The organism is Sphingomonas sp. PvP018 (assembly GCF_017876865.1).
Classification (GTDB): domain Bacteria; phylum Pseudomonadota; class Alphaproteobacteria; order Sphingomonadales; family Sphingomonadaceae; genus Sphingomonas; species Sphingomonas aerolata.
On the sequence record NZ_JAGIOU010000002.1, the window covers coordinates 82,239 to 105,784 of the forward strand.

20 protein-coding genes, 1 pseudogene and 1 riboswitch are annotated in these 23,546 nt (G+C 62.8%); of the genes and pseudogenes, 17 read left to right on the forward strand and 4 right to left on the reverse strand.

Going from position 1 to position 23,546, the window contains the following annotated elements:
- The first annotated feature begins 140 nt into the window (after positions 1-140).
- The 8 genes from J3A66_RS18485 to J3A66_RS18520 all read left to right on the forward strand — a co-directional run bounded on the left by J3A66_RS18485 (position 141) and on the right by J3A66_RS18520 (position 7,703).
- On the forward strand, positions 141-617 hold the full coding sequence (locus J3A66_RS18485; RefSeq protein ID WP_209570638.1) for a copper chaperone PCu(A)C: 477 nt from the start codon (positions 141-143) through the stop codon (positions 615-617).
- The gene (locus tag J3A66_RS18490; RefSeq protein ID WP_209570639.1) at positions 617-1,240 is read left to right on the forward strand and encodes an SCO family protein; all 624 of its coding nucleotides are present in this window, start codon (positions 617-619) and stop codon (positions 1,238-1,240) included. The genes J3A66_RS18485 and J3A66_RS18490 overlap by 1 nt, the downstream gene beginning before the upstream one ends.
- The gene (locus J3A66_RS18495; RefSeq protein ID WP_209570640.1) at positions 1,233-1,670 is read left to right on the forward strand and encodes a copper uptake system-associated protein; all 438 of its coding nucleotides are present in this window, start codon (positions 1,233-1,235) and stop codon (positions 1,668-1,670) included. Before J3A66_RS18490 ends, J3A66_RS18495 begins: the two co-directional genes overlap by 8 nt.
- A complete protein-coding gene (locus tag J3A66_RS18500; protein WP_209570641.1) occupies positions 1,667-3,814 on the forward strand; it encodes a TonB-dependent siderophore receptor in 2,148 nt (715 codons plus the stop codon). The genes J3A66_RS18495 and J3A66_RS18500 overlap by 4 nt, the downstream gene beginning before the upstream one ends.
- Complete coding sequence (locus J3A66_RS18505; RefSeq protein WP_209570642.1) at positions 3,811-4,650, forward strand: DJ-1/PfpI family protein; 840 nt, start codon at positions 3,811-3,813, stop codon at positions 4,648-4,650. Before J3A66_RS18500 ends, J3A66_RS18505 begins: the two co-directional genes overlap by 4 nt.
- Positions 4,647-5,237, forward strand: coding sequence for a Plug domain-containing protein (locus J3A66_RS18510; protein ID WP_209570643.1), 591 nt, complete (start codon positions 4,647-4,649; stop codon positions 5,235-5,237). The genes J3A66_RS18505 and J3A66_RS18510 overlap by 4 nt, the downstream gene beginning before the upstream one ends.
- 21 nt (positions 5,238-5,258) lie before the next feature.
- Positions 5,259-6,773, forward strand: a complete 1,515-nt coding sequence (locus tag J3A66_RS18515; protein WP_209570644.1) for a TonB-dependent receptor — start codon at positions 5,259-5,261, stop codon at positions 6,771-6,773.
- A 198-nt stretch (positions 6,774-6,971) separates the two neighbouring features.
- Positions 6,972-7,703 (forward strand): alpha/beta hydrolase, encoded by a 732-nt coding sequence (locus tag J3A66_RS18520; RefSeq protein ID WP_209570645.1) that lies wholly within the window; start codon positions 6,972-6,974, stop codon positions 7,701-7,703.
- Between the two features lie 48 nt (positions 7,704-7,751).
- Here the strand turns inward: J3A66_RS18520 and J3A66_RS18525 are convergent, their stop codons facing one another.
- From J3A66_RS18525 to J3A66_RS18540, 4 genes are all read right to left on the reverse strand, one after another.
- Positions 7,752-10,364: a TonB-dependent receptor gene (locus J3A66_RS18525; RefSeq protein ID WP_209570646.1), complete on the reverse strand. Its 2,613-nt coding sequence runs from the start codon at positions 10,362-10,364 to the stop codon at positions 7,752-7,754.
- A gap of 122 nt (positions 10,365-10,486) precedes the next feature.
- Positions 10,487-11,779 (reverse strand): DUF3526 domain-containing protein, encoded by a 1,293-nt coding sequence (locus tag J3A66_RS18530; RefSeq protein ID WP_209570647.1) that lies wholly within the window; start codon positions 11,777-11,779, stop codon positions 10,487-10,489.
- Positions 11,776-13,215 carry a DUF3526 domain-containing protein gene (locus tag J3A66_RS18535; RefSeq protein WP_209570648.1) on the reverse strand — a complete coding sequence of 480 codons (1,440 nt, stop codon included), beginning with the start codon at positions 13,213-13,215 and terminating at the stop codon, positions 11,776-11,778. The genes J3A66_RS18530 and J3A66_RS18535 overlap by 4 nt, the downstream gene beginning before the upstream one ends.
- Positions 13,212-13,952 (reverse strand): ATP-binding cassette domain-containing protein, encoded by a 741-nt coding sequence (locus J3A66_RS18540; protein WP_209570649.1) that lies wholly within the window; start codon positions 13,950-13,952, stop codon positions 13,212-13,214. Before J3A66_RS18540 ends, J3A66_RS18535 begins: the two co-directional genes overlap by 4 nt.
- Positions 13,953-14,155: 203 nt before the next feature.
- A riboswitch (cobalamin riboswitch) is annotated at positions 14,156-14,397 on the forward strand.
- Between the two features lie 414 nt (positions 14,398-14,811).
- Between J3A66_RS18540 and J3A66_RS18545 the strand changes: the two are divergent.
- The 9 genes and pseudogenes from J3A66_RS18545 to lysA all read left to right on the forward strand — a co-directional run bounded on the left by J3A66_RS18545 (position 14,812) and on the right by lysA (position 22,904).
- A pseudogene (locus J3A66_RS18545) lies at positions 14,812-16,734 on the forward strand (TonB-dependent receptor).
- Complete coding sequence (locus J3A66_RS18550) at positions 16,721-18,178, forward strand: hypothetical protein (protein ID WP_348634098.1); 1,458 nt, start codon at positions 16,721-16,723, stop codon at positions 18,176-18,178. Before J3A66_RS18545 ends, J3A66_RS18550 begins: the two are co-directional and overlap by 14 nt.
- Positions 18,179-18,509: 331 nt before the next feature.
- Complete coding sequence (locus J3A66_RS18555; protein WP_209570650.1) at positions 18,510-19,049, forward strand: hypothetical protein; 540 nt, start codon at positions 18,510-18,512, stop codon at positions 19,047-19,049.
- A 22-nt stretch (positions 19,050-19,071) separates the two neighbouring features.
- Complete coding sequence (locus J3A66_RS18560) at positions 19,072-19,467, forward strand: hypothetical protein (RefSeq protein WP_209570651.1); 396 nt, start codon at positions 19,072-19,074, stop codon at positions 19,465-19,467.
- A gap of 12 nt (positions 19,468-19,479) precedes the next feature.
- Positions 19,480-20,448, forward strand: a complete 969-nt coding sequence (locus tag J3A66_RS18565) for a magnesium and cobalt transport protein CorA (RefSeq protein ID WP_209570652.1) — start codon at positions 19,480-19,482, stop codon at positions 20,446-20,448.
- 148 nt (positions 20,449-20,596) lie between these two features.
- Positions 20,597-20,860, forward strand: a complete 264-nt coding sequence (locus J3A66_RS18570; protein ID WP_209570653.1) for a hypothetical protein — start codon at positions 20,597-20,599, stop codon at positions 20,858-20,860.
- Between the two features lie 12 nt (positions 20,861-20,872).
- The gene (locus tag J3A66_RS18575; RefSeq protein ID WP_245337153.1) at positions 20,873-21,394 is read left to right on the forward strand and encodes a class I SAM-dependent methyltransferase; all 522 of its coding nucleotides are present in this window, start codon (positions 20,873-20,875) and stop codon (positions 21,392-21,394) included.
- Positions 21,391-21,654: a hypothetical protein gene (locus J3A66_RS18580; protein ID WP_209570654.1), complete on the forward strand. Its 264-nt coding sequence runs from the start codon at positions 21,391-21,393 to the stop codon at positions 21,652-21,654. The genes J3A66_RS18575 and J3A66_RS18580 overlap by 4 nt, the downstream gene beginning before the upstream one ends.
- A 17-nt stretch (positions 21,655-21,671) precedes the next feature.
- Positions 21,672-22,904, forward strand: coding sequence for a diaminopimelate decarboxylase (gene lysA / locus J3A66_RS18585; protein ID WP_209570655.1), 1,233 nt, complete (start codon positions 21,672-21,674; stop codon positions 22,902-22,904).
- The last annotated feature ends 642 nt before the right edge of the window (positions 22,905-23,546 follow it).

Here is a 23,546-nt window from a genome sequence, read left to right on the forward strand (position 1 = left end):
TTGTGACCGGCTTTGCCTGTCGCTCGGTGCAGCTCTCGATCGGGTAGCGATTGCCGATCCGTGCGGTGGCCTTCCGGCGCCGCGCACCACGGTTTGCTATTCCAATCGAGCGGTTGCGTCGTCTCGTTCAAGGAATATCCATGACCTACCGTGTCGCGCTGGCGTTCGTCGCCACGCTCGCCGTACCTGCGTTTGCACAGGACGCCCGCAAGGGTTCGATCACAGCTGCCGATCCCTGGTCGCGGGCTACGGCTCCTAGGGCCAGCGTCGGCGCTGGTTATCTGACGATCCGTAATGATGGTGCCCAACCGGATCGGCTTATTGCCGCCAGCTCGCCCCGTGCCGCAAAGGTCGAGATCCACACCATGTCGTTGGACAACGGCATCATGCGGATGCGGCCGCTTCCAAATGGCCTTGAAGTGTCGGCGGGTGGTGAAGCGTCGCTCGCGCCGGGCGGCAACCATATCATGTTGATCGGCCTCAAGGCTCCGCTGAAGGAAGGCGAGCGAGTTCCCGCGACGCTGCGTTTCGCGCGTGCGGGCACCCTCACGATCCACTTCAAGGTTGGCGCAGCCGGCGCAGCTGTTCCGGAAGCTGGACACGGGGGGCACAACTGATGCTCGACCATCGCACCCGCGGCATTCTTCGCGGCACCGCGCTCAGCGCACTGTTGTTCGTTGGCATAAACGCGACAGTCACCGGCTGCTCGAACGAGGCCAGCACAGCAAGTCAGCGGGCTGCTGCTGCGCCCCGGAAGGACGGACCTGGCGGTCCATTCCGGCTGGTCGACACCAAGGGACAAACGGTCACCAACGAGACGCTGAAGGGCAAGCCCTATGCGATCTTCTTCGGCTTTACCCGCTGCCCCGATGTCTGCCCGACGACGATGGCGCGCATGGCGCTCCTCCATCAGAAACTCGGGGCGAAGGCGAACAAGATGAACGTCGTCTTCGTCTCGGTCGATCCCGGTCACGACAAGGCCGAGGATGTCGCGAGCTTCCTGTCGATGTTCGATACGCCCGTCCTCGGCCTCACCGGCGATCCGGCTGAACTGAAACGGATGGAGAAGGCCTACAAAATCTATGTCGAGAAGGTGCCGCTTCCGAACGGCGATTACACGATCGACCACACCGCGCGCATCCTGCTGTTCGACCGTAACGGGCAGTTCGTCGACACGATGGACGCCAAGTCGCCCGAATCTCAGGCGGTCGCCCAACTGAAGCGGCTGATCGATGCCTGAGCGATGGTGGTGGCCGGTCGCAGCCCTGCTGCTCACGGGCTGCATCCCGAACACTGTGCTCGACGAAAGCAAGGTACGCGCGGCGACCGAAGCGCATTTCGGTAGCCCGCTTGCGCCAATCGATGTCGGCCCAATCGTGCTGAGCGGCGATCATGCGATCGCCGACTGGACGCAAGGTGACTTTGGCGGTCGGGCGCTGTTCGAGCGCGGTACTTATGGCTGGTCGCTGCTGCTGTGCAGCGGCGACTCCATCCGTCGCGCGGAAAATTTGAAGCAGGCCGGCGTGCCTGACTTCAATGCGGGATGGATCGCCGATCGGCTTGCCGCGGCCGAAGCCGGGCTGCCGCCCGAACGCCTTGCGCGCATGAAGCGCTTCGTCGGGACGGCCGCGGACCATGAGAAATATCTGAAGACCCTGGGGGGGAAATGAAAAACCTTACTCTGCTGGCGCTGCTCGCCGGCACCGTGTCGGCCTCGCCGACACTGGCGCAAAGCGCCGAACCCGGGCGTGACGCCCGCGCCAGGGCGACAGACCAGTCGCGTCGTGACGATATCATCGTCACCGGTCGAAACTTCGTCGTCGCTAATAGCACCGCCGCGACCAAGTCCGACGCGCCGATCCTGTCCACGCCGCAGGCAATCTCGGTCGTCGACAGCGACTTCATCGACACGCTGAACCTGCGCACCGTCGCGGAAGCGTTGAACTACACCTCGGGCGTCCGCAGCCAGGCGTTCGGCAGCGATACGCGGATCGACTATTACCAGCTCCGCGGTTTCGCCAATTCCAACTTCTTCAAGGACGGGCTCGTCCTTTATAATTCCGGTGCCTTCCTGTCCTGGACGACGCCCGCGGAGGGGATCGAACGGCTGGAGGTTCTCAAGGGGCCGTCCTCGGTTCTGTATGGCAGCGGCAGCGCAGGCGGCCTCGTCAATATTGTTTCCAAGGCCCCGAACCGCCGCAAGATCGCTAACATCGAGGCGGGCATCGACGAATATGGCAGCGCCTATGGCTCGACCGATCTGGGCGGCGTGATCTCGGATACGCTGGCGGTCCGGGTTAATGCGCTCGTCCGCCGCGGCGATACCCAGGTTGAGCTGGCACAGGATAATCGCACGTACGGGTCGGTAGCGCTTGGCTGGACGCCGACCAGTGATACCTCGCTGACGCTGCGTGGCAGCTACACGCGCGACAGGTCGCAGCGCCCGACCGGCTTCGTGCCCTATGCTGGCTTCGTCACGCCACTCAGCGACGGTCGGAAGATTCCGATCGACCTGTTCGTCAGCGACCCGTCCGTCGATCGCTATGACCGCGATCAATATGAGGCGGGCTACACCTTCGAGACGAAGCTCGGCGATGACCTGCGCTTCGTCTCCAACGGCCGCTATGCCGAGATCGACCTGACCTATGTCGGACTTTTCGGGCAGTTCACCGGCAACCCCGTGCTGGCGGGCGGACGCTACTACCTCAACCGTGGCAATTCGCGGCAGGACGCCTGGCTCGACAACATCACGATCGACAATGGCCTGTCAGGGACGATCAAGACCGGTAGGCTAGCTCATGATCTGACTGCCGGGATCGACTACAGCTTCTCGCGGACGGCCAGCTCGCAGCGTCAGGGCACCGCGCCGCGGCTCGACATTTTTGCACCCGTCTACAACGTAGCACTCCCTGCGCTTGGGGCGCCGTCAACCACACGCCAGAAGCTCGATCAGACCGGCCTCTACATACAGGACCGGATTACGCTGGGCGGGCTTGTCGCCTTGCTGTCCGCGCGGCACGACTGGATCGGCATTACCGGCACTAGTGGGACCGGGGCAGTAGCGCGGGGTGAACCGGACAAGACGACCTATCGCGCCGGCCTGAGCTACGTCACTCCCATCGGCCTCGCGCCGTACGTCAGCTACGCCACTTCGTTCACGCCAGTCATCGGCGCGGAAGCGGCGACAGGACAATATTACCGGCCCGAAAGCGGCGAAGCCTGGGAAGCGGGGATCAAATACGAGGCGCGCGGCTTCCCACTGATCGCCTCGGCCTCGCTGTTCTCAATCGAGCGTGACGGCATCCTGGTCTCAAACCCCGTCACGGGCTTTCCGACCAACCAGAGCCAGCTCGGTCTGGTCCGCTCGCGCGGCGGGGAGATCGAGGTGCAGGCGCGGCCCGTGCCGACGCTCAACATAACCGCCGCCCTTACCGCGTTCAGAATTGAAAACCGGGAGGGCGTCGCATCGACGCTCGGCAAGGCGCCGACCGGCACGCCAGGGTTCAGCGCCTCGGCTTTCGTCGACTACACCCTGCCGGCGCAAAGCATCCTTCCAGGCTTCGGGCTGGGAGGGGGCGTCCGCCACGTCGGCCGGAGCTGGGCCGACACCATCAATACGTTGGCGGTCCCGTCCGCAACGGTATTCGATGCAGCCGTCCACTATGACCTTGGCTCCTTCAGGCTCGCCGGCAACGTCTCGAACCTGCTCAACAAGAAATATGTCGGCGCCTGCCCATCGGCCGGCACTTGCTACGCGGCCAACCTGCGCCGCGCGACCATCAGCCTTGCTTACCGCCTTGGAGAAAACCGATGACCAATCTCTCTTCGCCGTTCGATCGGCGTCAGATGCTGGCGCTTGCCGCCCTTGGCGGTACCGCAGCAGCGCTGCCTGCATCCGCCCAAACGCCGACCGATCCTGGAGCGCAGCACATGCGCGACATGATGGCGATCCCGGCAGATGCGCCGAAGATCGCGATGCTAGTCTATCCCAAGATGGTCGTACTCGACCTGATCGGGCCCATGACCGTATTCAACATGCTACGCTGCAACGTCCAGCTTGTCTGGAAGGACAAGGTGCCGGTCCCGACCGATGTCCGCATTCCCATTGCGGCGACCCACACCTTCGACGAGGTGCCGCCACAAATCGACGTGCTGTTCGTACCTGGTGGGCGGATGGGGACGGTCGACTGCATGAACGATCCCGCCGTCATGGCCTTTCTCGCCGATCGCGGATCACGTGCGAAGTGGGTGACGAGCGTGTGCACCGGTAGCCTGGCGCTGGCGGCCGCAGGGCTGCTCAGGGGCTATGATGCGACCTCGCACTGGCAGGTTGCAGACCTTCTGCCACGCATGGGCGCGCGCCACGTCGACAAGCGGGTGGTGATTGACCGCAACCGCATGACCGGGGGCGGTGTCACCGCAGGCATCGACTTCGGCCTGACGCTCGCGGCACGCCTGAAGGATGAGGAAGCGGCACGACGGGTTCAGCTCCTCATGGAATATGCGCCCGAACCACCCTTTCGGAATGGTACACCAAAGGAGGCCGGTCCGAAGCGAGTCGCCGAACTGACCGGTCGCACGCCGTGGATGGACGCGCAGGTCGATACCGCAGTTGCAGCTGCCGCCAGGCGGTTAGGGATCGCGGCATGATCGGGCGGCATTCGTTCGCTTTTGCGAGCCTCACCGTCATCGCTGTCATTTGGTTTGCATCGCCCGCTAAAGCACAAACCGTCGCGAACGAGACGCCGCAGACGCCCAGCTGGGCGGGTAGCGACATCGTCGTAACCGGCCAGCGTCAGACTTACGCCGAACCGGAGACGACCGCAGCGACCCGAACCGCCACGCCGTTGATCCAGGTGCCACAGTCGGTCCAGGTGCTGACGCGGACGTTGATCCAGGAGCAGGATCGTCACACGCTCGGTGACGCACTGGTCAACGTCTCGGGTGTCACCCCGACGCGGTCGGACGAGGTGCTTTTCATCCCCCCGATCATTCGCGGCTTTCCGGCCGAAGTCTACCTCGACGGGCTGTCTGTGTTCGCCGGCAACCAGCAGGCCTACGACCCGAACAGCTTGGTAGGCGTCGAGCGGATCGACGTTCTCAAGGGGCCGACCGCTACCCTTTATGGTGGGGGGATCGGCACGCCGCTCGGCGGGGTCATCAATCTCGAAAGCGTCCGGCCGAACGATAAGGCAGGCGGGTATCTGGCGATGCGCGCGGGGAGTTTCTCGACCTAGAACCCCTACGGCGACATCAATGTGCCGCTGGCTGACGGAATCGCGGCGCGGCTCACCGGGGAGTATCAGAGCAACGATAGCTGGATCGACAAGGTGCATGGCGAGCGTTGGTCGGTGCAACCCAGCGTCTCGTTCCAGATCGAGCCTGCGACCGATCTCCTGCTCCAGGGGCAGTTCAGCCATCGCAGCAATCTCGAATATTCCGGCCTGCCTGCCGATGCCGCGCTGGCCGGCACGATCGACCGCAACGCCTTTCCCGGCTCGCCGATCGATCAGCCGCTGACGACGAACGACATCCGCATGGGGCAGGCGACGCTGCACCACGCCTTCTCCGACCGTCTGAAGCTGACGGTCAGCGGCCGCTACTATTCGAGCAAAATCAATGAGCAGGGGAGCTTCGTCTATCCGGGCCTCTTCCCTACCGAGACCGTCGCACCGCTCTACGACGTGTTCCCGATCACCATGAGAAACCACACGAAAGAGGCGACCGTCGATGCCAATCTGGCCGGCGACGTCGATCTGCTTGGGGGCACGCACAAGGTGCTCATCGGCGTCAACTACGACTGGACCAGCTTCTACAGCGCAATGGGCCTGTTCGTCAGCGACTCCCCCTCGGGCACGATCGACCTGTCTGACCCGAGCTACGATCTGCGCTACACGCCGCAGCTACCGGTCAACTCTTATACCGACGATCGCTTTACGACGTTTGCTGGCTACATCCAGGATCAGGCAACCTACGGTCCGCTGCACCTGACCGGAGGCTTGCGCGTCACCTCGCTGAAGTTCGTCGAGAACAGCAACATCGGCGTCGCCAACGACAAGACCTACACCCACGTCTCACCCCGCGTCGGTGCAACCCTCGACGTGGTGAAAGGCGTCGCCCTCTTCGCGGGCTATGCGACCGCATTCCGTGCGCCCTTCGGCTTCATCGGCACGCAGACGCCGGTGCCGGAGACGTCGAGCAATATCGAGGGCGGCGTGAAGCTGGCGCTTACCGGCACGGGCCTCTCCGGCACGATAGCGGTGTTCCGGCAGACTCACGACAATGTCGTCACCGCCGATCCCGCCAATGTCGGCTTCTACGTCCAAAGCGGACGGCAGCGCGCGCGCGGGGTTGAGGTGGACATGGTGTGGGAGCCGACACCGGCCTTCTCGCTCCTCGCCAATTACGCCTACACCGATACCCGTGACGATGGTGTGGCACCTGGCGACCGGCTCGCTCGCGTTCCGAAAAGTAGCGGGCGGGTCGCGGCTCGCTACCGGGTATTGCACGGTACGGCCAAGGGCTTGTCATTCGGTGCAGGCATCAGCGCTTTTACCTCGCGTGAGCTGACGCTGCCCAATACCCTCGCAGTACCGGGCTATGCCGCGATCGATGCGCAGGCGTCTTACGACATTGGTCGGTTCACCCTTGGCGCGTCGGTGGTCAATCTGGGAAATCGACGAGCCTTCGATCCCTATTCCTACCTTGGTTATCCAGTGGTCGCGCCCAACCAGCCCCGTTCGGCCTATGTCACGCTCAAGGTGCGGATATGACCATGGCGAAGCTGGCGAGGCGCTGGATCGCCTTGGCAAGCATAGGCGTGGCAGTCGCCCCTCTGTCGCCGGCTGCAAGCGCGCGGGCACCGGCGACCGGCGGGAAGATCATTCCCCTCTATGCAAAGGGCGGTGTTCCGTCGCTCGGTGTCCCGGAAGTGCGGGACCGGATGAAGACCGGCGAGACGATGATCTACGATGTCAGCGAACCGACGCTGGAGCTGTATCGCCCTGCACCTGGTCGCCAACGGCACCGCCGTGATCGTCGCGCCCGGTGGTGGCTTCGTAGCCCTCGGCTACACTTTTGGTGGCACGGACGTGGCGCGGGCACTGGCCGGCCGTGGCGTTACTGCCTTCGTGTTGAAGTACCGGACGATCCGGAGCGGCGACGGGCCGATGCGGATGCCGGATGTCCATATGAAAGAGATGGGCATCGTCATGTCGCGGGCGGAAACGGGCAGACCGATGCAGATGCCGCGCTTCGCCGGTGAGCCTCATGCGATCGAGGACGGCGCGCGCGCCATGGCGATCGTCCGCGAACGCGCGCGCGAGTGGGGCATCGATCCTCACAAGGTTGGCGTGATTGGATTTTCAGCGGGCGCGTATCTTGCGGCCGATCTGGCAATCGGCGCCAAAGCGTCGCGGCCTGACTTTGTAGGCCTGATCTACGGCGGACTTCGGACGCCGGTCCCGGAAGATGCGCCTCCGGCATTCATCGCCGGTGCGGCAGATGACGAGTACCAGCGGAACGATCCCGTGCTGCTCTACACTGCATGGCGGCAGGCAGGAGCTTCAGCCGAGCTGCACCTGTACGAAAAAGGTGGCCACGGGTTCGATCTGCACGCGAAAGGTACGACGAGCGACCACTGGTTCAGCGAGCTTGTGTGGTGGCTACAGTCTCGCGGTCTCGTCAAAACCGCGGCGAAATAGCAAGACTGTAACGTTCGATTTAAGCGGATCACTCAACCGGTTTCCCCGCTAAAAGCTATAACTGCCGCGCATAAACACGGATCGACCGTTAAATCCGAAGGGAGAAACGGCGTTGTAAGGCTGGGTGCCAGCATTGTCGGCGCCATTGCTCCCGACCGCAACGCTGGAGACCGTTGAGGCGATATTCTCGTCTGGGTAGATGTTGAAGACGTTCTGCGCTCCTACGCTCAGCCTCAATGCACGTGTTGCCTGCCAGCCGACATCGATATCCGTCAGGACCTTGGCACCAAAGCGCTGGATTATGTCTGAGTTCGCCGCGCTACCTGTCGAGGGAATCAAGCGAACGTCATAGCCCTGTACCAATGCTGCTACCTGGGCCGGCGTACGATTGAGCAATGCTACCGTCGCGACGCGCCCATACCGGGTGTTCGTGACGGACAACGTAAACGGTCCCCGCGCATAATTCAGATCGAGTGTGATCTTGTCGCGCGGTAGGCTGTCTGAAAAGCGGAGTTGCTGGGTAAGGTCAAAAAGTGGCGTAGTGATGCCCAGCGCCGCGATAGGAGCCGGGGTGCCCGCGATCCTGTCGAACGTCGTCTTGTTATAATTACCCGCAAGCGTGGCCTTGATCCTGCTTCCGTCTCCGAAGCGGTGCCGATAATTTATAACCAGATCGATGCCCTTGGTTTCCGTGTCGACCGCGTTGGTCAGGAACGACAACGCAGCAAAGCCAGACTGCCCATTGGCGGCCAAATAGTTGGTCAGGCGCGCGTCCTGAAAGGTCGATGAGATGGCGATGCGATCACGCACCTTGATCCGGTAGGCGTCGAGTGTCGCCGCGAAACCACCCGACTCAAATACCGTGCCGATCGACAGGTTGCGTGACTGTTCAGGTTTCAGATCGGTCGCACCTGCGAGGCGCGCCGCAGGGTTGTCGACTGCCGCCACCCGCACGATCGCCTGGGCACCGTTGAGGATCAGCGTATTCGATGCGTTATAGCCGGACTGTGCCAGCGCAGGCGCACGAAAGCCGGTGTTATAAGAGCCTCGCAGCGCCAGCCCGCCGACCAGACCGAGCCGCCCGGCAGCCTTGAAATTCGTGGTGCTGCCGAAGTCGGAATAACGTTCGTGCCTGGCCGCACCTGATAGAAGCAGCCGGTCGAAGAACTGCTTTTCCACTTCGCCATACATCGCGACGCTGTCGCGAGCGATCGACGCATGATCATCGGGTCCATTACTCGGTCCGGGTTGCGAACCTATCGGCCCCGGACGACCGGCGTTGGGGCCATCCGGAATCAATACCCCGCCATTGCGATAGCCATCGGGCGCCCCCGAGAACAGACGGTAGGCTTCCTCGCGATACTCGGCGCCGAAAGCCAGTCTGAACGGCTGATCGTCACCGACCGGGATCTCTCGCGTGAAATCGAGGTTCGAGGTCCATTGATAAAAGTCGCTACCGCCACGGTAAAAGCGCGATGGGGAGGCAGCCCCCAGGGACACGTTGACGCTGTCGACGTAAGTCGTGCGGACGGTGCTAACGCCATAGACGGTCGACAGGTCCCAACCGAACCCCGCCAGGTCGTCTCCACGCAGACCCGTCGCGGTGGAAATGTTCTCCAGCCTGGTGTCGAGGCCTGGGCTGTAACCGTCCGGGTAGAGCGCGCGTACCGTCTCGTCCTGTCCAGGACGGCGGAAGAAATACTGGATGTCGCCATCGAGGCGATTGTACCCACCGAAACTGTAAAGCTCGGTCCCCCCTGGCAGGGGCGCGACGAGGTTGTAGAAGAGCTGGTAGTTTCGGTTTGGCTGGTCGCCCTGCTGAAATACGTTCCGGTCGAACCCGGCTTCCCGCAGGTCGAGCGTCCCGTTCGATGGTGTCAGTCCAACACCTGAGCCGTAATTGCCAGAAGGCGCGACTGGCCGACCAACGGCGTTCGTCCCAAAAAACTGCTGCCGCGTATCCGCCCGCGCACGATTGGTGCCATCCCGGTCTTGGTAAGCTGCGGTCAGGCGCAGAACGCCGTTCGCTCCGAGCGGGATGCCTGTGGAGGCACTTGCCTCGTAGGTGTCGCCGTCGCCCTCCGTAGTCTGCACATAGCCCGCCTGCGCGATGGTGCCGAGCGAGCGGTCGAGGATCATGTTGATGACCCCCGAGATCGCGTCCGAGCCGTATTGGGCGGCAGCACCATCGCGCAGCACTTCGATCCTCGACATGGCAAGGGTCGGGATGGCGTTGAAATCAACCGCGACGTCGCCACGACCGATGCCGTTGCTCGAATTAAGGTCGGCCGTGGTGTGGCGACGTTTGCCATTGATCAGCACGAGCAGCTCGCCGGCCCCTAGTCCGCGCAGGGACGGTGGCTGGATGAAATCGCCGACACCTGATGCCAGCGGTCGCGGAGCGCTAAAGCTCGGCACCTGAACCTTCAGCATCTGGATCAGATCAACACGCCCGCTCTGTTGCAGCGCCTCGCGCGATATGGCGTCCACTGGCGTCGACGATTGCGTTGCCGTGCGGCCACCAAAACGACTGCCGGTAACGATGATCTCGCCGGCCTCATCGTCGTCTTCGACTGCGTCGGCTTCCCGAACGACCTCCTGCGCCAACACAGGCATCGGCATCGCAGCGGTGGCGGCAAGCGCTATCGCGAATGATCGCATGTAGATCCCCTTAGGTGATGTTATCTTATTATGTTTGGCGAATTGCTGGTGGCCGCTTTTTTGAAGAGCGGAAGGCCTGGTAGCGCCGGGTTAGCGATCACCGCCGTTGAGGGGCGGTATCGTCACTGGTCGGCAGCCTCGCCTGATCCACCCGCAGCATTTATTCGAGTGGTAAAGCTCGGCGCCCGGCCAAAGTCGGCTCTGCCAAACGGCCGGTCGCGAAACAGATACCCGTAGTAGAAATTGCGCAGCCTGGCGTGGAAGGCACGCACTCGGTCCTGATATGCCAGCTGTGCGCGAACGTCGGTGTCAGCCAGCCGGGTCAGCAAAGCCTGTACTCCCACCGAAGGCAGCACCCACCCAAGCATGCGCGCAGCGGCATCGCGGCGTTCCAACCCGCTTCGATAAGCACGGACCTTGGTCGCGACGCTTTCATCCCCGACCTGATGGAAGGCGAAATACCATTTGTAATGAAAGGTGGATCCGAGCGGGGCGGAGTCCGCCCATTCGGGATGACCGGCATAGAAGCGGCGCATTGTCGTTTCGCGGGGAATGTCCCAGGCGCGGTTGACCATCTCGCGCTGGGCAAGCGCGATCTCTGCGCCCTGACCGATCGGCACGGCGCGGTTGATTGCGACGTGCGCCAGTGTCGGCAGGACGAGAACCAGTACAAGCCAGGACGCTGCCAGCGTGGCAGCGTTTGCGACCGAGCTCCAGCGGAGTCTCGCGACCAGTACGGCAAGCGCCATCCAGAACAGGAGATAGGCGAGGATCACAGCGAGAACCGCCAGGATAGCTGCGCCCCCAACGCCGGACGCTACCGCGGCAACGAGGAAGGGCACGGCAAGCGCCGCCCATAACAGCGCGATACGCAACAGCATACGTCGCCGCAGCAGCGTTGCGCCGCCCCGCGGTAGAGCATCCAGCATTCGCAGCCGCCCCGCCTCGCGTTCTCCGGACGTCAGATCGTGGAACAACGCCACGACGAACAGCGGCGCGAGGAAGACGAGCACGAACGCGAAATCGAACCGGCCCGGCAGAGCGAGCTCAGGATTGAAGACGTCGCCGTCATAGATTTGTGCTTCCAATCCCAAAGCCCGGACGCGCAAGATGTAGGGCGTGACGTCGCGCATCCCGATTGCGGCGAAGGCCAGCGGGGAGGGTGCGTCCCACGTTGGGTGGAAGCTGTAATAGCCCGCACTGCCCGCGTCCTTGGTCCGATCGACATAGTCGGCGACGGCCGCAATATCTTCGGACTGCGCGGCCGGGATTGCGGCGATCGCGGTACGCTGCCGGGAAGTTTCCACCATGCCCGCGGTGACAGAAGCGGCGGTGAGTATGGCCAGCAGGATCAGTGCCGCGACGCTTAGTCGCGCACGGAGCAGCAGGCGCAGTTCATGCATCCACAGCGTCATTGACGGGCTCCTAGACGACGGGTCACCCGTGTGAGCAGCAGTGTGGCTACCGCCAGCCACAGTCCCAGAATAATGATCCCGGGCAGCGCTGCGGTCGCGAGCGCCGCGGCGCTTGGCGCAACGAAGGCGAAATCTAGCATATGTTGCCAATTGTCCGCTGCGATCCGCTTGCGGCGATCGGCACCCGCATCCTCGGCTATATCGTCGGCGTAGCTAACGTTCTTCGCCTCCATCCGGTTGAGACGTTGCACAAAGGCGTAGCGATACGCCTCCGCCTGTTCGAGGAAGCGGCGATGTCCGGCAAAGTCGGTGTTCGCCGCGGCCATCGACAGCGCGCGGATCGCGATCGTTGGGCTCAGCACACCGATCGCATCGACCAACCGGTTCTGAGCGGTCTGCGCCGCGAAGCTGGCACCTGCATAGCGATCGAACAGGCCGGACGTCAGCCGCTCCCCCTCCATCGCGAGCAGTCCTTTGTAGTTCACCGGCAGATCCTCGACCCGGGTTACGCCGTAGCGCTGCAGGACAGACTGCTTGAAGGCTGCCAGATGCGGATCATCGGGATTGTGACTGTCGCCCAGCTGGCGCAGGTCGCGCGCGATGGCGACATCGGTCTGAAGACGGTTCTGGAGCGGCACCGCGGCCCCCGCAATGTCGGGGGCGATGCGCGGCAGCAGCACGACCGCGACCGTCCATATTGCCAGCAGTGCAAGGAGGGCATCACGCCCGCGCCGGGCAAACCCCGACGCGAGCAGGATCAGGACGACCCACAATGCAAGATACAGCGCATAGCCAAGCCCGATGGCCGCCATTGGCAACGCCAGCGTGCCGGGTTGCGCGACGACTGCGACAAAACCGATCATCGCCGGTAATCCGACGATCAAGGCCACGATCCCGAGCGCGGCAAGCTTGCCACGCACCAGCTGTCCGCGCGAGACACCCTGCAGCATCAGTAATCGCAGTGTTCCTCGTTCGGTCTCGCGCGCCAGCACGCCGAAGCCCAGGAAGATCAGCAGCAATGGGGCAACTACCTGGAGGACGAAGGCGGGGGTAAGTTGCCCAAAACGAACCAGCAAGGAGCTTTGCCGGACGTCGCCAAAATTAGCGCTGTTCTGGCGGTGGCCTTCGAGGAACATGCTGTTGCCGGTGAAGGCGTCGACACCGGGATCGAACGCGGCCAACGCCCCCAGCGGGCGATAGATGAAGGTGCCGTAATGGACCATACGGTGCGGGTGGCGATCAGGTTGAGCCTTGAACGCCGCAGCAGCCACCTGCTGATGCCGCGTGCGCAGCTCGGCGATGCCGCGTTGGTGCGACCATGAACTGAGTACAGCCGCCAGGGTCAGCAGGACGAGCAGAACAAGCGCGATTACCGCGACGCGGTTGCGTGCCATCAACCGAAGTTCGTCACGCGCGATCAGGTGGGTCGCACTCACGCCGCACGGGTCCCTACGCCGATTTGGAACCGCGCATGCAGGGCGCGAATGTCGAATCTTTCGGACCCGGTGGCCGTGACATCCTCGACGATCCTGCCCTGTTCAAGGAAGGCGATCCGGTCGGCGACATCGGCGGCAGATAAGAGGTCGTGCGTTACCATTAGCACCGCGGTGCCACGGTCGCGGACTTTCAGGAGCAGCGCGTTGAAGTCGGCGGTTGCGCGCGGGTCGAGACCAGAGGTCGGCTCGTCGAGCAGCAGCACCGGCACTTCGCGCAGCAACGCCACTGCAATCGCGACCTTCTGCCGCATACCCTTGGAGAAGCCGCCCAGCCGTTGGTCCCACGCCCGGTCCTGCAACCCGGCAGATGCCAGCGCATTGGTGATCGTTCCCCGGTCCTGACGTTGATCAGCGAGTGCCAACAGGTAATCGGCATTCTCAACAGCGCTCAGATGCTCGTACAGCGCGACGTTCTCGGGGAGATAGGCAATGCGTCGGCGTGCCGCGTCAGCGTCCGCACCTGGATCGATGCCGCAGACTGCGATCTGTCCTGCATCGGCACGCACAAAGCCGAGCAAAGCGGACAGGGTGGTCGACTTGCCCGCTCCGTTGCCACCCAGCAATGCCGTGATGCTGCTGGCGGGAACATCGAGCGATAGACCGTCGAGAACGCGATGGTTGCCGTAGGCAACCGCCAGTTCGTGGATAGCAATAGGGTTACCGTTATTATCGGGCATAAGCCTCAATCTAGCTGCGACATGATATAGCGTATCATACGATGTTGTTGCCGCGTTGCAACAGGAGCGGTCCGTCCGCTATTAGAAAAGCAGGTTGCGCTAGAGGACGCCGCCTGAACGCTACACCGTGACGTTCGGTTATGGCGATTGCCCAAGAGCATTGATCGGGATACATCAGCGCCGCTGACCTGCTTTTTGAAGCAGGCTGGCATGATCGCGTCGGTGTCCTGAGAGGGGCTTAATAGGGAACGCGGTGAGGGTGGTTCGCCGCCTGAATCCGGGGCTGTCCCTGCAACTGTAAGCGGCGAGCGCGATGCATATCGCTTCTTCCTTCACAGGGAGGGGCAGCCACTGGGCCGGACGTTCTGTCATAAAGGCCTGGGAAGGCCGTGCATCGTGTGATGACCTGTGAGCCAGGAGACCTGCCGGCGTCTGGTCGCTCTTGCCTGGCCCAGGGGGTGGCCGCGGCACGGTACTCCGTCGAGCGACGACGTGTGCGGTGGGGACCGCACGGGCATGCGTGCCGGTCGCAATCGCGTCCGGCTGGCGCGGATGTCGGCCGTTCGCGGGAGGTCCCTGCCGGGTTCGCCAGACGCCCGGGGGATTACCGTAATGCCGTTCCTATTGTCTCGCCTCGCGCTCGCGGGGGCTATTCTGTCGCCTGTCTTCGCAGCACCGCTCGACGCGCAGACCGCGCCGGATCCCGATACCAGGGACATCCTGGTCGTCGGACAGCATGCCCAGGGCACGCTCACCACGCCGAATGCGACCGGCAGCCGCCTGGGCCTCACGCCGCTCGAGACTCCCGCGACGCTCTCGGTCATCGACGGCGCCACGATCCGCGCGTGGCGACCTGTCCGTGATCGACGCGACGAGCCGCGCACCGGGCATCAGCAACGCGGGCAATCCCGGCAATGGCGGCACCGCACTCGCCGCGCGGGGCTTCAGCGGTCAGGGCTCCGTACTCCAGCTGATCGACGGCATCAGGCTGTTCCCGGCTGCCGGCACGATCACCTTTCCGACCGATCCGTGGATGGTCGAGCGGATCGACATCCTGAGCGGCCCGGCCTCGGTGCTCTACGGCCAGGGCGCACTGGGCGGCGCGGTGAATGTCCTGATGCGCAAACCCGATACGCAGCGGACGCACGTGGAGGGGGAGATCGGCTATGGCTCGCAGGACAGCTTCCATGTCGCGGCGGGTGCAGGGGGGCCGGTCACCGAGCGCCTCTCCTACCGCATCGACGGCAGCTATCGCCGATCGGACGGCTATGTCGATCGCGGCCAGTCGCGCAGCGATGCCGTGTCGGGCACGCTGCGCTGGGCGCCGACCGACACGCTCGTCGTCACCGCGCGGGACGATTATGGCGACCAGAAGCCGATGCGCTATTTCCGCACGCCGCTGATCGACGGTCGGCTCGACGACCGCATCCGGGAACGCAACTACAACACCCGCGACGGCGTCATCCGCTACCGGGACAACCGCACCAGCCTGCAGATCGACTGGACGCCGAGCGATGCGGTCGCCGTCAGCAACCAGGCCTATCGCCTCACCTCCAAACGCTCCTGGCTCAATCTCGAAACCTATTGCTGGGTCGCCGCAGACGGGGTCTGCGCCAACGGCAGTGGCAACACCGGCACACCCGGCGGCGTCCTGCGCACCGACATGACCGGCATCGTCCACGACCAGACGCAGTGGGGCGATCAGGGCAGCGTGACGCTGCGAACAGGCATCGCCGATGGCGTCGGCAACGACCTTGTCATGGGCTTCGACGTCAACCTCATCAAACTGACCTACTCCCACAATTTCGGGTCTGATCCCCAGGTCTCGGAGGTCGATCCCTTCGCGTTCGATCCCGGTCTGGTCGTCGATACGCAGGGGATCGCACCGCGCTATCGGACGCGGACCACCGAATATGCCGTCTTCGCCGAGGACCGGCTTAAGCTCGGCACGCACGTCTCGATCGTCGGCGGCGTGCGCTACGAGCGCGACGCGATCCGCCGCTGGTCGATCGACTATCCAGGCGGCGCCAGCACTGAGACGTTCGCACTCGACAAGCGGCTGCACAATGTGACTTGGCGGGTCGGGAGCGTCTATCAGCCGATCCCGACGGTGTCGCTCTATGCGCAATATGCCACCGGCGTGGACCCGCTGGGGACGCTGACGACCTATTCGACCGGGCAGGTTCAGTTCAGCAATGCGGTCGGCGACTAGGTCGAGGTCGGCGCCAAGGCAGTGTTCCTCGACGGGCATGGCACCGCGACGCTCGCCGCCTACCGCATCGTCAAGAAGCGCCTGCTGGCGCAGCTGACCCCGACGAGCCCGGTCGAGCAGGTCGGCCAGCGATCGGCCAAGGGCATGGAGGCCGCAATATCGCTCGATCTGCCTTACGGCGTCGGGATCGATGCGAACGGCAGCGTGCTCGACGCGACGTTCGACGATTTTACCTCGGGCGGCACGCGCTTCGACGGCAACACCCCGCCGGACGTCCCCGAGACGCTCGCCAATCTCTGGCTACGCTGGAACGCCACGCGCGCGCTCCAGGCGCGCGCCGGGTTGCGCTATGTCGGGCGTCGCTATTCGGACAACGCCAACAGCTTCCGCGTTCCCAGCTACACCACGGTCGATGCCACGCTCTCCTATGCGGTGACGCCGCACCTCGCAGTCGATATCCACGCCTACAATATGTTCGACCGGGACTATGCGCTCAGCACGTACAACAATCAGCAGTGGGTTCTTGGTCGTCCCCGCTCAATCGACGTGTCGTTCCGTGCTAGCTTTTAACGCCTTCATGCGACCGGAGTTTGCCAAGACTGCCCGGCGCTGGCTGTACCTCGTACATCGCTGGATCGGCATCGCCAGTTGCCTGTTCTTCGCCATGTGGTTTCTGTCCGGGCTGGTGATGCTCTACGTGCCCTATCCCTCCCTCTCGCCAGCGCAGAAGCTGGCTGGAAGCGATGCGCTCGACTGGGCAGCAGTGAACGTGCCGCCCCCGCTAGACGGCGGACGGCTACCGAAGGAACTGTTGCTCGAGATGCGCGACGGCACGCCTGTTTGGCGCGTGACCGGGTGGGATGGAACGCACACCACTTTTGCCGCCAGTCGCGGTACCGTCTTGCGACCAGTCGATGCTCTTTATGCTGGTCGGGTCGCTGGCCGCTTTGGCAACGCACCGACGAAGCACGTAGAACGGCTGACCCGGGATCAGTGGACGGTTGCTGGCGGCTTCGATCGGCACCGTCCCCTTTGGAAGGTTGCGCTGGCCGACGCCTCCGGCACGGAGGCCTATGTGTCGTCGAATACGGGCGCCGTCGTTCAAGTGACCACCCGTCGCGAGCGGTTCTGGAATTGGGTCGGCTCGGTGCCGCACTGGCTCTATCCGACGGTTCTAAGACAGGATCAAACGGCTTGGCGTCAGGTCGTGCTATGGGTGTCTGGTCCCTGCATCGCTGCGGCGGTCGCGGGAATGTGGATTGGGATCCTGCGGACCCGCATCGGCGCACGGCGCTTCAAGGGCGGGCGAATGACACCCTACAACGGCTGGATGCTCTGGCATCATGTCGCGGGGCTGGTGGGTGGTGCCTTCCTAGTTGCCTGGATCTTTAGCGGTTGGCTGTCGGTCGATCCCGGCCATCTGTTTCGTGGGACGAAGCCAGACGAGGCGGCTATGCGGATCTATCAGGCCTCTGATCCGATGCCGGACCTAGCACTCGACCGGCTCCGCATAGCAGGCGAGGGTGCGGTGATAGCGCACTTGACTCACCATGCGGGAACCCCCCTCGTCCTGCTGTCCTATCACGACGGGCGGCGAGTAGTGTTGAATGCGGTCACACTCGCGCCATCCCAAGCTACAGAGGTGGCCATCGTGAGGGCCGTACGTCATCTGGAGAGCTCCGCGCCGCTACTCTCGGTCGATTGCCTGACGGCGCCCGATGCATACTGGTATGCGGTCGGGATGCTACCGCGTCTACCAGTGTTGCGGCTGCGTTTTGCCGATCCGGCGCAGACTTGGTTCTATGTCGATCCCGCTACCGGGGAAGTTCTCCGGACGGTTGATGAACGACAGAGGGTGTACCGCTGGGTATTCAACCTCCTCCACAGATGGGATCTGAACACGCTGACATTGCACCGGCCGGCCTGGGATGGACTGATCTGGGTGTTCTCGATCGCCGGTGTGGTGACGTCGATAAGTGGTATCTGGCTTGGTTGGAAAAGGCTCGCACGGTAGCGGTTTTTGTAGCCAGCTTTTCCGGAAACCGAGGAGGCTGCGGCTACCGTCCAAAATCACCTGTTTTTCGCACAGTCGTGATTACGACCGGGTTTTCCGCGCATCTTACCGCTGCATGGCGATAATTGATGGATTTTAGACTGGCGGCTTTCGGGATCGGACGGCATTAAAGCGGCCACGGTCCCAGGTGCAGCGGATGATCATCGACAAGATCGCGCCGTTCGCCGGAGAAATCGGCCCGCACTATGCGGGCACTACGCAGAAATGCCGAATCGATCTCGAATTGCTATGTCGAGGCCGATAACTGGATTGCCACAACAAGGATAGTGGCATGACGGCGTGGCATCGGTCGCGGCGTGCGGATCTCGGTTTGCGCGCCTCTGGACTTCTTCTCTGCGCTATAGCGTACGCTGCGGCTTTAATACTGAGCGCGATGCATATTTCATCTCAGAATGCCGGCGTATTTGCGTACGCTTTTGCAGCGATATGCTTCCTGGGAGCGAGCGCCGGCAGCGCGCTGGTGATGCTCGGCCACCATCTGTCCGATGAAATCGAGCTTAGCGAGCGCTGGCGCCCCCGGTCTCGTGACACCTTCCTGCCTCCGGAGAACTCGAAAGCCATGAATACGACGGAACCTGCATTGCTCGTGGTTGGACGCGATACCGATGGCAGCTGGACGGTACGCGAGAGTGCAGGGGCGATGCTGGGACGTTTCCCCTCCGCCCAAGCTGCGGAACGCTTTGCTCAAGGCGAGCGGCGTGGCCGCACCACCGTTGCAATCGCGACGTCCGCAGGGTTTCAGCCACGGATCGCTGGTCGTCTGAGCCTACGCACCGACGGGGTCGGATTGCCGGAAACCGCTCGTGCCTAGATTACCGCCCCGTCTCGTCGGCGTGATGCTGATCGCGGCATCGGGGGCATCGACCCTCGTGCACCGCTCGGTCTACCAGGCGGCTAACCAAGGACCGGCGCAAACTGCGGAATTCGCACTTGGATTGTTGACCTTCATGCTCGCAAGCGCCGGTATCCTCCTGCTGGTGCATGGCGGCAAGCTTCTAGAGCGGGGCAACGCTTCTAGCCTAACGCCTGAGACACAGCTGGCGGACATCGCTGCAAGGCTGATGGAACCGATAAAGGTGCATGGACGCATTTACGATACCCGACACGGCGCCGCCTTGATGCAGGCACGTCACGCTATTCGGACGTCGCGGCGCTTGGTCTCTCGCAACACGCCGCACGGTAAGCCTCTGCTCGGGACCAGACGCTCCATCCTGTCGATTTGGCGCTGATCGCGCTTTGCTGTGCCTGTCATTGCCGCCTACCTTTACCGGCACGGTCGCCGTGTTCGTGAGGTCTCGATCGACGAACGTGTCGATTGCCCGAGCGACCGGTCGGAGTTCGTCTGGATCGGTTTGTCCGACCCGTGCGAAGACGAGTTCGATACGCTGCGTGAGCTATATGGTCTGCATCCTTTGGCGGTCGAGGACGCCCTGAAGGACGGGCAGTTACCCAAGGTCGATGTTTACGGTAACCAGTTGTTCGTGATCGGGCGTACAGCGCATCTGACTGACGGCCATATCGTCTATGGCCAGACTGCGACCTTCCTGGGTCACAGCCACATCATAACCGTGCGTCAGGGGTCCACCCGCTCGCACAAGACACTGCGCCAGCATCTTGAGGCCGCTCCCGACCTTCTGGGGCAGGGGGGCGATTATGTCCTCCATGCGGTGCTCGACTTCATCGTCGATGGGTATCTGCCGTTGATGACGGCGCTCGAGGAGGAAGTCGCGGCGATGGAAGAGCGCATGCTCGACACGTTCCTCGACCGTGCGCAGATCGCGCGCATCTTCTCGTTGCGACGCGACCTGATGCGGTTCGATCGCATTCTGGTGCCGATGGAAGAGGTCGCCCGTAAGCTTGCGCGCAACGATCTGCCCTGCGTCGATGCCGAAGCACGGCATTACTTCAGCGACGTTCTCGATCATATTCGCCGCATCGAGGCGATGGCGAGTGGCCTGCGTGAGGTCCTCACATCGGTATTCGAATTCAGCAACCTGATCGAGCAGCAGTGCACCGGCGTCATCACTCGTCAGCTGGCTGCCTGGGCCGCGATCCTCGCTGTCCCGACCGCGATCGCCGGCATCTACGGCATGAATTTCGAACATATGCCCGAACTGCGCAACCCTTACGGCTACCCGATCACGCTCGGCGTCATTCTGACCATCTGTTCTGGCCTGTACTGGCGCTTCCGCCGGACGCGCTGGCTGTAGCGCCAAGGCGGCAAATGCGACGAGCCGTTGCCAATGCTACGGCCGCACTATGGGGTTTACTGGAATCGATCTCGAATCACTATGCCGGGGGTCGTAATTGGGGTGCGCGGGCGCCTGGACGCTCGATCATAGAGGCACGAAGGCGAACATGTCGTCTGAACCCAATCCGGAGCCCGATGAACGCGGGCTCGTCATCTACGTCGGGCAAGACAAGGCGGGCCACTGGCTCGTGCAGGATAACGGCAAGAAATTGGAAGGCCGTTTCGTGTCGCGCAGCGCGGCGCTGAGCTTCGCCAAAGGCGAATGCCAGATCTACCATGCAAGCCTGGAAATGGCGGGCATCCCACTGGTTCCGTTGATCCCGTTCGGTCCGGTGACCGCAGCTGATTTCCAGCTGCCCCGCGCAGCCTGAGAGGGCACTGACATGACAACCAGAATGCAATGGGATGGCGCACCATCGGGGTCAGCCAACCACACGCGACCGGCATCGTCCGTGACTGCTGGCAGCCGCGTCGCGCAGAGCGATCCGCGTTGGCCGCGTATCGTATCTGCACTTTTCGATCTCCGAGAAAGGCATCGGCACTCCGTTCGTATCGTCGACGCCGACTGTGCTTGCGGAACGCTGCTGATCGAAGCGGCAAGGTACGCTCGCGTGCTCGGGTTTACCGCGATCGAGGGCCACGGCATTGATGGAGCACCGACGATGATCGGGCGTGCCGGTGCAGCCGCGATACGGTTGCACGAGCCTGCGATCGGCCTCACCTTCGAGCTTGCCGATATGGCGCAGGCGTTGGCACGGGAAGCCGATTTCCCAGCCGACATCGTGCTATGCCACGACCGTCACGGGGAGAGCGATCAGTCCGGCATCGCCGGGCTACTGGCTGCTGCCGGCGACCTTGTCATCGGCGACCCGATATCGGCCGTTACACACAGGCAGGCAGCATGACCCGGCGCGACCTGCAATGGAAAGCTGGCGGCTTTACGCTGACGGCCATCTCCTGCGCCTTGTGCACGGCCGTCGATGGTTCGCCATTGATGATTGTCTTCTTTCCGCTGGCGCTGCTCGGCCTGCCGCTGATGATCCACGGCAAACGGGTTGGGCAGATGTTTCGGGCTGAACGGCGGGGGCACAGCCACACCGTCGACATGGTTCATACCGCACGTGTTCGCCGACGGGGCCAAGGTGTCGACGGCTTCGGGCAATGATCATTCAAGGACCGAAGATGAGCTTCTTCGACTATCATGACGGCATCCTTCATGCCGAGCAGGTACCACTGCCGGAGATCGCCGACGCGGTGGGCACGCCTGCCCATGTCTATTCCGCTGGTGTCCTGCGTCACACCGCCGAGGGTTTCACAGCCGCTCTCCGTCACCTTCAGTCCGCCCGGTTCGCCTTTGCGGTCAAGGCCAACCCAAACACCGCAGTGCTCCGGCTGCTCGCCAAATGCGGCTATGGCGCGGACATCGTGTCGGGAGGCGAACTGCGTCGCGCCCTTGATGCGGGGATGGCACCCACCGAGATCGTATTCTCCGGTGTCGGCAAGACCGACCGCGAGCTCATCGATGCGCTGGATGCCGGGATCGGCCAGTTTAACCTGGAGCTGGAGGAGGAAGGACGTGTTCTGGCGCGTCTCGCTCAAAGCCGCGGGGTCCGAGCGGGTGCGGTTCTGAGGGTCAACCCGGACATCGACGGGGGCACCCACGCGAAGATCTCGACGGGCAAACGTGAGAACAAGTTTGGTGTCGCCATTGCCGAGGCACCCGACATCTTCGACCGTCTCGCGAGCCTGGACGGGTTAGACCTCCACGGAATAGCGCTCCATATCGGCAGCCAGCTCGGCGACCTAGGCCCGCTTGAAGCTGCCTATCGGCGGGTCGGCGAACTGGTGTTCGAGCTGCGCGCGCGCGGTCACACGATAACACGTGTCGATCTGGGCGGTGGGCTGGGCATTCCCTACCGTGCCGGCGATACGATGCCGTCTTTTGCAGACTATGCGGCGATGGTCTCCCGAGTGACGGAGCAGTGGAACACCCGCCTCACGTTCGAGCCTGGTCGAGTCATTGCTGGCCTAGCCGGGGTTCTGATGACCCGCGTCATATGGGTGAAGCCGGGCGTCATGTATCCGTTCGTTATCGTGGATGCAGCTATGAACGACCTCGCACGGCCTGCGCTTTACGACGCCTATCACCGGTTTACCGCTGTCGCACCGAACGGGGAAACCATGGTGGCTAATATCGCGGGGCCGGTTTGCGAAACCGGCGACACGTTTGGCATGGCGCAAACGATCGATCGCGTCGGACGTGGTGACCTGGCGGTATTCCATGCGACCGGCGCATACGGTGCCGCCATGGCGTCGAGCTATAACTGCCGCCCGTTGAGCCCTCAGGTGCTTGTCGACGGTGATACCTTCACGGTGGTCGGCGATCGGATCCTGCCGACGGAATTGGCGGCTTAGTCGAAGCTTTATTAAGCGGCTTGTAAAGCAGCGGACATCACCTCGCGGCGCGGAAGGCCTAAGCTTCGCGACAGCCGTGGACGTTCGTGTTTTAAAACGTCGATGCTCATTGCGCGGCTTGTCAGCGCCAGATACTGTCCAAGGCGAATGACGGGAAACACCTGTTTGTCGCACAGCGGTGATTACGACCGGGTTTTCCGCACATTTGACCGATGAATGGCGTGTAGAAAATCGTGAACAGCGCGGTCGGCGTCAGCGATTTCCAATCTCGAGCGGTTCGAGAGCCAAATAAGCCCGAAGGTGCTCTTCGAGCGCCTTGAGGCGGCGAGAGACGGCCTGTCTGATTTTCACATCAATGATAGCCACACTGACGTGGACGTGCTGGTGGTTAACTTTTCGTTGAAATCATTAGTTAAATATTCAATAACCTTTGATGGCTGAAATTTCTCACCCGATTGCTCTGGCACATGCGCAGGGCTTGCAGGCAAGATAATTCGTAGAGGCAACACCCTTGAAATGCCCATAGCCGATACACGAGTACGACGTATGGTTGGCATGGTTTTCGGGATTCGCCATTGGAGCTTTAGCCAATTGACCAATATATATTTGCTTACGCTAACGGACATTTGCCACTTCTGGCGT